This window comes from Methanophagales archaeon (genome assembly GCA_021159465.1).
Taxonomy (GTDB): Archaea; Halobacteriota; Syntropharchaeia; order Alkanophagales; family Methanospirareceae; genus G60ANME1.
Window position 1 is genome coordinate 1 of record JAGGRR010000038.1, and the last position, 9,290, is coordinate 9,290.

General features: G+C 46.2%; 10 protein-coding genes and 1 other RNA gene. 5 read left to right on the plus strand and 6 right to left on the minus strand.

Going from position 1 to position 9,290, the window contains the following annotated elements:
* A partial coding sequence (locus J7J01_02065) for a hypothetical protein (GenBank protein MCD6209677.1) occupies positions 1-429 on the minus strand: 429 nt, incomplete at its 3' end.
* A gap of 219 nt (positions 430-648) precedes the next feature.
* Positions 649-897, minus strand: a complete 249-nt coding sequence (locus tag J7J01_02070) for a hypothetical protein (protein ID MCD6209678.1) — start codon at positions 895-897, stop codon at positions 649-651.
* A gap of 63 nt (positions 898-960) precedes the next feature.
* On the opposite strand from J7J01_02070, the gene J7J01_02075 reads away from it, so the two are divergent.
* Positions 961-1,296, plus strand: a complete 336-nt coding sequence (locus tag J7J01_02075) for a winged helix-turn-helix domain-containing protein (protein ID MCD6209679.1) — start codon at positions 961-963, stop codon at positions 1,294-1,296.
* Here the strand turns inward: J7J01_02075 and J7J01_02080 are convergent.
* The 4 genes from J7J01_02080 to J7J01_02095 form a co-directional block, all read right to left on the minus strand.
* A complete protein-coding gene (locus J7J01_02080) occupies positions 1,267-1,473 on the minus strand; it encodes a hypothetical protein (GenBank protein MCD6209680.1) in 207 nt (68 codons plus the stop codon). The genes J7J01_02075 and J7J01_02080 overlap by 30 nt on opposite strands.
* 63 nt (positions 1,474-1,536) lie before the next feature.
* A complete protein-coding gene (locus J7J01_02085) occupies positions 1,537-2,328 on the minus strand; it encodes a hypothetical protein (protein ID MCD6209681.1) in 792 nt (263 codons plus the stop codon).
* A gap of 173 nt (positions 2,329-2,501) precedes the next feature.
* A complete protein-coding gene (locus J7J01_02090) occupies positions 2,502-3,140 on the minus strand; it encodes a hypothetical protein (GenBank protein MCD6209682.1) in 639 nt (212 codons plus the stop codon).
* Positions 3,141-3,412: 272 nt separating this feature from the next.
* Positions 3,413-3,547 (minus strand): hypothetical protein, encoded by a 135-nt coding sequence (locus tag J7J01_02095; GenBank protein ID MCD6209683.1) that lies wholly within the window; start codon positions 3,545-3,547, stop codon positions 3,413-3,415.
* 164 nt (positions 3,548-3,711) lie between these two features.
* Between J7J01_02095 and ftsZ the strand changes: the two genes are divergently transcribed.
* The 4 genes from ftsZ (at position 3,712) to J7J01_02115 (ending at position 9,162) form a co-directional block, all read left to right on the plus strand.
* Positions 3,712-4,806 carry a cell division protein FtsZ gene (ftsZ, locus tag J7J01_02100; protein ID MCD6209684.1) on the plus strand — a complete coding sequence of 365 codons (1,095 nt, stop codon included), beginning with the start codon at positions 3,712-3,714 and terminating at the stop codon, positions 4,804-4,806.
* A gap of 140 nt (positions 4,807-4,946) precedes the next feature.
* Positions 4,947-5,222, plus strand: an RNA gene (gene rnpB / locus J7J01_02105) — RNase P RNA component.
* 25 nt (positions 5,223-5,247) lie between these two features.
* On the plus strand, positions 5,248-8,103 hold the full coding sequence (locus tag J7J01_02110; GenBank protein MCD6209685.1) for a DEAD/DEAH box helicase: 2,856 nt from the start codon (positions 5,248-5,250) through the stop codon (positions 8,101-8,103).
* 78 nt (positions 8,104-8,181) lie between these two features.
* Positions 8,182-9,162 carry a hypothetical protein gene (locus J7J01_02115; protein ID MCD6209686.1) on the plus strand — a complete coding sequence of 327 codons (981 nt, stop codon included), beginning with the start codon at positions 8,182-8,184 and terminating at the stop codon, positions 9,160-9,162.
* Positions 9,163-9,290: the final 128 nt, after the last annotated feature.

Sequence of the window (9,290 nt, forward strand, 5' to 3'; positions counted from 1 at the left end):
ATGTTTAACAGTGACCGATAAGATTGTGCCATGGATTTCGTAGTAGTCCTCACCAGAAATTCTGACGGTTTCTGCTACATCTCTTCCATCTTGCACATATTTTGTAGATAGCACCTCTTCGTTCCTTACGGAACTTATAATGGATGGGCTAAGTTCTTTTATTTGTAGGTCGTCACCATCATCTATAACTTCCAGATATTTCACTGTATCTCCCTTTTTAAGGAAAAATACTTCGTCTGTTATACTACTGGAATAACTTGTAGCTAACAATTGTACGGTGCTCCAGTTAGTATTCTGGTAGTGTGATGCTAAATCTCTCGAATTTACTGGATCTCCCTGTGCACCCGCAATTGGCACAAACACTATTGCTACGAGTAGCGTAGCCGACAGCAGCACGCTTATACCGATTTCTTTTCTTCGTTTCTTCATCCTTTTCGCGCTCACCTCCTAAGGAGCGCTACGCCACCTCGGCGTTAAAGCACCCCATACGAACCTCGGCTGGAACAGCATATAATAAAGTAGTGGAACATGTGTTCCAAGAAATGGAACAGGTGTTCCGGGGAACGGAACAAGTTACAGAACACCGTGGAGAGCTTTTTGATTGGCAAATGGCGCATGTATAGAGCGCATTTATGCAAATGGTATGTATCAGCTTCCCGCAAATTTCATACACTCCTTTCTACCAAAATCCGTGAGTTGATAAGTCATCTCTCCTCTGGTTGGATGTTTTATCACATATCCTTTCTTAATTAAACTGAGTAATGCCTTTTCTGCATATACACGCTTTCTACCTTTGAATCTATTTAAAAAATATTGCTTGGGAATGTGTACTTTCTTGCTCATCTTGGTTTTATGGCAAATACTGATCAATACTGCAATTTCTATCTCGTTCAACATGGGTGCTTTTCTAAATATAATCAGAATGCTTAAATAGTAGCAAGACAAACATAATATATAGCTATGACCGGGGTGCAGGCAAAGGTAGAAGTAGTATCAGGGGAGGATGCTTTGGAAACCGATTGGATGGTCTATAATTTCATATGCAGTCACGCGCACTGCACTATTTACGAGATTTCAAAGCATCTGAATTGTTCCATAAGCAAGGTCATACAATCCGTAAGAAGATTGGTAGATGCGAATATGGTGCGAATGGAGGAGGAAGTTGTCGGAGGAGGGATAACGGAAGTGATAGTGCCGGTGAAATGGACAGAATACTTTACGGAGGATGAACTAAAAGAAATAAAAGCAATGAAAGCTTCTTCAACGTCAGATTCTGTTCATACACATCGTGGATGATTCAACGATGCTTACGAGGTTATACTCGCCGGTTTCAACGTTATAAGGTGGGACGAACTCTAAATACAGCGTCTTAGCATCACCCGACTTTATAAATATCTCTGAAATATTCTCTGCTCCCGCGGCATTGTGAGATACCAGGCAGTCAAGGATTCTAATCCCTTCGGGCACATGCATTGTGGCATCGCACAAGAGTTTTAGGCAAGCTTCACCATCTTGCTCATCCCGTAATCTATTTATTCATCGGTGGCGATAGAGCGGCGGACTTATCCTTATGACTTTCCCTTTCTCAAGGTCTACATGCACGAAGTATATCGTTCCATCTTCCAGCTCGAACATTATTGATGCACCGTTAAATTTCGTTTCCACCTCTCCTGCTTCGGTTGTTATAATTACACTCGCTGGTCTTATTTTCAGCTCGTAGCTCTTTCCGTTTATGATGTTCTGCACCTCAGGATCGGAGAGGGCAATTTCTCGTGCTTTTTCGCACTCTTCTTCGGTCAATTCCCGCACTTCCGGCGCCCTTATCAACTTCCCTTCCCTATCTCCAATTGCTATTCTTATCTCGGTCTCGTTCACAGCTTTAATTTTACCTTTTCGCATCTCAAACCCTGCAATCTCTCCACGTGACTTGAGTATTCCTGTGACCTTCTCTTCGCTCAGGTTTACATTTGCGAATACCCAGTCTTTATCCTTATTAAGGGTGACATATACATCTGTTATCGCTGTTTCACGACCTGATATATTGCCAAAAGTTGAACTTATACCGAGCATCTTGTATCCCCGTTCTAAGTATTCTTTCACGGTTTCATTTTGCTTTGCAATCTGAATGGCGTTCTGTCTTTCTTCTTCGGTAAGCATGGACACTTGCATTTTCGGTGATATTTTCGGTGGTTTCAGTGGGTTCTGATACATCCATACATCCTCATGAGGCGCTCCTGTTCTTCTCATCATTAATCCAACGGAAGCGGAAGCCATACCCACTCCTATTAATGCCAATACCACCAGTATGGCAATGCCTTTTTCTTTCATCTTTTTATATCCCTTTTTATTCTACAAAAAATTATTTCCAATTCCGATTCTACAAAGAAGCGCAAAGATGAAAAAATAGATAGGGGAAAAAGTACGTTAAGTTTTTGCACCTTTCTACCCCTGAAACCTTTTCACCGATTTCATGCATGCGCCCAGCTTGCACACCCCTCTTCTCACCAAGTTATATATCCCTGGTAAGAGAAGCCACCATCTGGCGCCACCACAATAGCGTAATAGTAGTCAGTGGCAGGAGCTTGATACCAGAAGGAAGCAACACCGTTGTGGTCGTAGTCAATTATCCCCTCGCCTACTCCAGTAGAGTTGATAAACCCGAGCAATACATCTATATTTGGCGGGTTATGAGATATAGCCACATTGACCCATTCTCCTGCGCTTAGATAAATTGGTCCCCAGCTATCATAAGTACCAGCCGATACGTATCCCGATATTGGTATTGAGCCCTTTGCCTCTGCATCTATCTCTTTAGCCTCTCCTACCTCATATTTGATTCCCTCTGCGTAGAGACCTCCATCTTCCGAATCTATCTCTAATGGCACAGTTGATTCGCTTGCTTCTCTGAAAAACTCTTTGATGTCCATACTTGCCGTTAAAGCATTCATATCCGCGCCACTCTCAGCAGCCAAGAGCCCTTTTATTTCTCCCGGGCTTATCTGGCTTCCTCCTATTAGTACCTTCTTTTGGCTATCCACGGTTATTGGTTGTGGAACGTTCGTAGCTATACCGCTTACCAATCCAATTGCTAACACTGACATGCTTATCAGGGCAAGCAAAACTGTTGCTTTTTTCTTCATCTTTTCCACATTCACCTCCTAAGGAGCGCTACGCCACGCACCTTCGGCGTTAAGGCACTCCATACGAACCTCGGCTGGAACAGCATAAAATAGCAAGGTGGAACAGGCGTTCCAGAAAATGGAACAGGTGTTCCGGGAAATGGAACATAGGCTTAAAGATATCCAATTCCCTCATGCGCCCACAAATATAATAATATCGCTTTCACTTTCAGGTCTATACTATATCCATATCGCCTAAATGCCCCCTTCATCCGGCGCTTCTATAGCTCTTCCTACACGTACCTGCAATTCTTCATCAATCCTCGATCCTTCCCTCGCTTTCCACCCAGCAGACCCTTTCCTGTGCGATATTTCGCAGCGTCATATCCATGAAAGGAGCGGGTAGCAACGTCGCTTCCGTCATCCATTCCCTCTGGTATTGCTTTTATGTGCCGCAGATGCTCGCGGTAGCAATAAAATCGAAGTGGGGCGTAGAAGCGATTCTATAACGAAAGTTATTTATATGATTGTCCTGGTATAGAAACTTTTATATAACCATCCCTTCTTTAGAATTCAGTGGTGAAAAAATAAGATGCGAGAAGAGATGATAGGATATCCTGAGGCTGTTACAGCCGAAGAGGACGAATTGTTTGGCGTACCGAAGCTCGCCATCGTTGGCGTCGGTGGTGCGGGGAACAATTCAATGAACAGGTTGGAGTTGCTTGGTGGTCTGAACGGTGTGGACAGAGTAGCTATAAATACCGACAAGCTACATCTGGATTCGATAGAGTGCAAGACGAAGCTCTTGATCGGGAAGTCGCTTACTCGTGGTCTGGGTGCTGGCGGTTCACCGGAAGTGGGCAGGAAGGCAGCAGAGATGGATAAAGAGAAGCTAAGAGCCCTGGTAACCGGTAAGAACTTCGTATTCCTGACCGCCGGAATGGGTGGTGGAACAGGTACGGGGGCTTCGCCCGTTGTTGCTGAGGTAGCGAAAGAGGAGGGTGCGATTGTTGTCGCTATGGTCTCTTTCCCGTTCGCTGCAGAGAGAAGGAGGAGGCAGAGAGCAGCAGAAGGGATAGAGGAGTTGAGAAAGGCGACAGATACAGTTATCGTGCTTGAAAATGACAAGTTACTGGAGCATGCAGGTGACAGACCGGTGAATGAAGCTTTTAAGGTGATGGACATGCTCATCGCCACCACGATCCAGGGCATCACAGAGACGATAACAAAACCATCGCTCGTTAACCTCGACTTCGCTGATCTAACTGCGGTGATGGCTGAGGGCGGTGTCGCAGTTATGCTCGTGGGTGAGACGACGAAGTCAGATAACAAACCAGAAGCTGTTGTTTCTGATGCACTCAGTCACCCGCTACTGGAAGCAGACTACCAGGGTGCAAGGGGTGCTCTTATCCATATCACCGGTGGTGAAGACTTGCAGTTGAAAGAGACGAACGATATCGTGGAGTTGCTCACCTATGACCTGAATCCAGACGCAAATGTGATCTGGGGCGCGCGTATAAATGACGATTTCGATGGCAAAGTGAGGGTAACAGCGATACTGACCGGTGTGGAGCCGAAATGGGTGTTTGGTGGTATGTACAACAGGAAGGGTCAGAATAACAGAGCTCCTTCGAGGATAGGCGGGGATAAAGTCGATGGTCTTATACCCATCATCGGGGGTAAGTAAGTAGTTGTAAGCTGTAAGCTGTAAGTGTAGCTGTACTTGGAGCTGGACAAAACTTTATTTTTTTCTTATTTTTCCTCCCCTCTCTTTATTCCTTATTCCTAAAAATTATTTATGCCCCAGATAGAATATTATTAGGGGAGGAGAGAGGAAGGGCAGCTGCCGGTCTTCTCCTTATCTTTGAACGAAGGCTGAGGAAAGTCCCCCCACCATAAAAAACACGAATGCCGAGAGGGCATAAGGCGAGAGTCTTGGCTCTGGTATAGAAACGATACCGCACCATACCTATGCGATGATTCTGAGAGGATGAGGTCGTATGGCTGCGGATGGAACGACCAACCTCGTGGGTGCAAGCCCGTATCGTATAGGGCGCATAGATAAATGCTGCGGAAACAGAAGGGGGCTTACTCTCCTCACTCCTCCCAGGGCTATAAGACTATGACTATGCAATCAGGGGTGTTCTCTTACTTCTCTATCCCTATCCAGAAAGCCATTGCGGATAAGGGCTTTTCCACTCCTACAGAGTCACAGATAAAGGCGATACCACTGATAATGGCGGGAAGGAACGTATTGCTGATAGCACCGACGGCGAGTGGCAAGACAGAAGCGGCATTCCTGCCGGTTGCTGATGCATTAATTCGTGAGAAGCCCCAGCCACATGGCATAAAAGTACTTTACATAACACCACTGAAAGCTTTGAACCGTGATATGCTCCTGCGATTGCAATGGTGGTGTAAAAGACTTGACTTACGGCTCGGTGTGCGGCATGGTGATACAACAACAAAGGAGAGAGAGGCGCAGGCGATGGTGCCGCCCGATGTACTGATTACCACACCAGAGACCTTACAGGCACTCTTAACTGGCAGGATAATGCGTCAGCACCTCGCTTCGGTTAAATGGGTGATTGTGGATGAGGTACACGAACTGGCATGTGATAAGCGCGGCTCACAGCTGGCACTGGCACTGGAACGGCTTCGGTACCTGAAGAGGGGTGATTTCCAACTCATCGGGTTATCTGCTACTATCGGCTCACCCGAGCGAGTGGCGAGATTCCTCGTGGGCACCGATACTGAACGTGATTGCGAGGTCGTCAATGTTCCGGTCTCGAGGTCAATGCAGATTGAGGTCTATTATCCAGAAGTCATCTCAGAAGACTACAAACTCGCAAATGAGCTCTATACATACCCTGAGGTCGCAGCACGATTACGAATGATAAGGAATCTAATAGAGGAGCATAAGTCCACATTGATATTCACCAATACGCGCTCACTGGCTGAAATTCTCGGTAGCAGGTTCCGCGTCTGGGACCTGAACTTCCCTATCGGAGTCCACCATGGCTCGCTATCCAAACTATCACGTATCACTGCAGAGAGGGGCATCAAAGAAGGAAAACTGCACGGTATCATCTGTACAAGCTCTTTAGAGCTGGGAATTGATGTTGGGCGACTGGATTTTGTCATCCAGTATAATTCGCCAAGGCAGGTGACGCGGCTATTGCAGCGTATAGGGAGAAGCGGGCACAAGATAGGCGGTATCGCTTCAGGTGCAATAATAGTTCAGGATTCTGACGATGCTCTTGAGGCTCTTGTGATCTGTCGGCGTGCACTTGCGGAAGAGCTGGAGCCTGCTGAGATACCAATGAAATCACTCGATGTGCTGGCGCATCAAATTGCGGGTTTACTCATGCTGAAACGTAGCTGGAGTTTTGACGAAGCTTTGAGCATGATAAGGAGGGCGTACCCATATAGCGAGCTTGAGGAGCGTGAACTGGTCTCTGTGTTGCAATACATGCATTCCAGGATTCCAAGGCTCGTATGGTTCTCAGCATCAGATAGAGTATTCGCGCGTCCAAAGCGGATAAAGCCGTTATACAGCTATTATTTTGAGCATCTCTCCATGATTCCAGAGGAGAAGCACTATCTTGTCATTGAAGAGAGTAGTGATAATCCTGTGGGCGTTTTGGATGAGGCTTTCGTCGCTGAGTACGGGAATCCCGGGAACAAGTTCATTGAGAGCGGTCGTGTGTGGAAGATACTGCATCTCTATGGCGACCGGATATATGTGAAGGAGGAGGAAGACCCAACCGGGTCGGTACCAAGCTGGGTGGGTGAGGAGATTCCTGTACCTTATGCCGTTGCGAATGAGGTGGGAGAGCTAAGACGTAAAGTAGCAGAGGAGCTTGAAAGAAGCGTTGGCATTGATGCGATAGCGGAAGAACTAACAAAGAAGTATCCCTGCAGTAAAGACGTGGCGCTCAGTGCTATTGATGAGGTGTCACGGCAGGTGGAGCGTGGCTATCCTGTGCCAACAGATAAACAACTGACACTCGAGAGATGCAATGAATTTATAATTCTGCATTGCGCTTCTGGTCTGCGCGTGAATAGAACACTGGGTATGCTGCTCGCCACTCTTATATCTGACCGGACAGGCACGCCTGTCGGTGTGCAGCAGGACCCTTATCGGATATCGTTGAGGACAGAGCTGGCTCTGGAAGATGTTGAGGCGATTATTCACGAGTTGAGCACGAGTGGCAGTGATGATATAAAGAAGCAGGCATTGAGGGCATTGCTCAGGAGCAGGTTATTCAAGAGGAGGTTTATCCATGTGGCAAGGCGGTTTGGTGCAATATCAAGAGACGCATCACTGACCGACCTCGACCTGGAGAGCCTGATAAGGGGCTTTGAAGGCTCTGCAGTATTTGAAGAAGCGATTAGAGAATCGAAGGATAAAGATATTGATATAGAGCTGACAGCAGAAGTATTAAAGCAAGTGAATATGGGCGAGCTGAAGATAGCACTGCTGATATCTGAGGAGTGCAGTCCCATAGCGAGCATACCAGCGATGATAAGTGGCTATGAGCTGATACCTCCGCAACGGATGCATCGCATCATTATGAAATATGTGCTCGCGAGGTTACTGGATGAAGAACTGACGTTTGTATGTACAAATTGTCTTCGTTTTCTTGCGGTGAAGCGAATAAATGATATTGGTGAAGAGTTCAGGCTCAAGTGTCCAGAATGTGATTCAACGCGCATAGGAGCATTGAAAGCGGATGAGGAAGAAGTCAGGCGTGAGATAAGAAGGAAAAAAAGCATGGTTGTGGAAGCGAACCAATCTGCTGATTTGATTGCCCGTTATGGTAAAGCCGCTCTGCTCGCACTCGCCGGTAGAGGACTGAGTATAGAAGATGCGAGAGAGATTCTGAAGCATGAAAGTGAGGTGAATGAGCACCTTGTGGAGCTTATAGTGAGCTATGAGAAGGAGATATTGAAACGCAAGTTTTACAAAAGGCATGGATAAGATAATCTAATTTATCCAGCAGAAAGTTTTATATAGTCACAGCCTCACATTAAAAAAGATGAAGGAGGTGATAGAAAGATGAAGAAAAGTAGAAGTATAGTGGCTATAGTAATGGTTGCAATGTTGCTCGCAGGTGTTGCACTCGCATATGCTTCGCCACCGCTTGAAAGGATACCAAAGCAGGCATATTACGGAAGCGGAGATTGGGTAAAAATGCTACCGCGGATCTACCACCCAGCAGTTTCAGAGACTGACGATGGCGTATCACCAACACCAACATCAATACCTTCACCACCAGAGCCGAAAACTTACATTGACATCCGGATATCGTCGTCGTCATCATACGCAAAGCCAGGACAGACGATACTCTTTAATGGAACCCTGACGAATAATGGCGACGAGGATATAACGGTAGAACTTGTACCAATATCGGAGAACGGGTACATGATAGGCAGGGTGATAAAACCCGAGTGGGTATCTGTGAAGCCAGCGGAGCTGACACTGGCTGCTGGTGAGTCAGAAGAATTTCAGATATCGGTTACTATCCCCGATGATGTAGATGCAGGCTTCTATAAAGGTATGCTTGCCGTTAGACCTGAGAATAGCGTCGAACAGGTGGAATATTATTCCATCCAGGTGTACAGGCTGCTGAATGAACCCGTAACAGAAGAGTTCTATGTACCCCAAAACTCATCGAGAGTGGTTGTCACGGTAACGTGGAGCACAGGTGGGTATCAATTTGAAACCGGGGAAGAGGACTTAACAGTGCATTTGTACCGCCCGTCCGGTCAGGAGATAGCGCCTGATACAACCTCCACTCACATATCGGGATACGTTGATGCATACGATTACTGGGGACCTCGCGTGGTGATGATACCCGCTACCATTGAGGGAGAAATGTACAAATCGGGGTCAGGTAGAGTATACAAGAGATATACAGTACTGTATGATATAGAGAATCCAGAGAACGGAAAATGGAAGCTCGAGATGATCCCGAAAGACATGGTGCAGTTCAGCTATGACATTGATGTGAACCCTATAAACTTTCCCAAATTTTAATTAAGCATTAAGCCAGGCCAATCAGAGATCAGGGATGATTGATGATTGGCTTAGCTTATTTTTTCTTCTTCTTTCAATTTATACCTACACCGAGCATATCCTGCATTCACCTGTATATTCAGTATCAG

Excerpts from the sequence above, each read along its gene's own strand:
- J7J01_02070 (MCD6209678.1), bottom strand. The coding sequence starts at position 897 with ATGTTGAACGAGATAGAAATTGCAGTATTGATCAGTATTTGCCATAAA.
- J7J01_02075 (MCD6209679.1), top strand. The coding sequence starts at position 961 with ATGACCGGGGTGCAGGCAAAGGTAGAAGTAGTATCAGGGGAGGATGCT.
- J7J01_02080 (MCD6209680.1), bottom strand. The coding sequence starts at position 1,473 with ATGCATGTGCCCGAAGGGATTAGAATCCTTGACTGCCTGGTATCTCAC.
- J7J01_02085 (MCD6209681.1), bottom strand. The coding sequence starts at position 2,328 with ATGAAAGAAAAAGGCATTGCCATACTGGTGGTATTGGCATTAATAGGA.
- J7J01_02090 (MCD6209682.1), bottom strand. The coding sequence starts at position 3,140 with ATGAAGAAAAAAGCAACAGTTTTGCTTGCCCTGATAAGCATGTCAGTG.
- J7J01_02095 (MCD6209683.1), bottom strand. The coding sequence starts at position 3,547 with ATGGATGACGGAAGCGACGTTGCTACCCGCTCCTTTCATGGATATGAC.
- ftsZ (MCD6209684.1), top strand. The coding sequence starts at position 3,712 with ATGCGAGAAGAGATGATAGGATATCCTGAGGCTGTTACAGCCGAAGAG.
- J7J01_02110 (MCD6209685.1), top strand. The coding sequence starts at position 5,248 with ATGCAATCAGGGGTGTTCTCTTACTTCTCTATCCCTATCCAGAAAGCC.
- J7J01_02115 (MCD6209686.1), top strand. The coding sequence starts at position 8,182 with ATGAAGAAAAGTAGAAGTATAGTGGCTATAGTAATGGTTGCAATGTTG.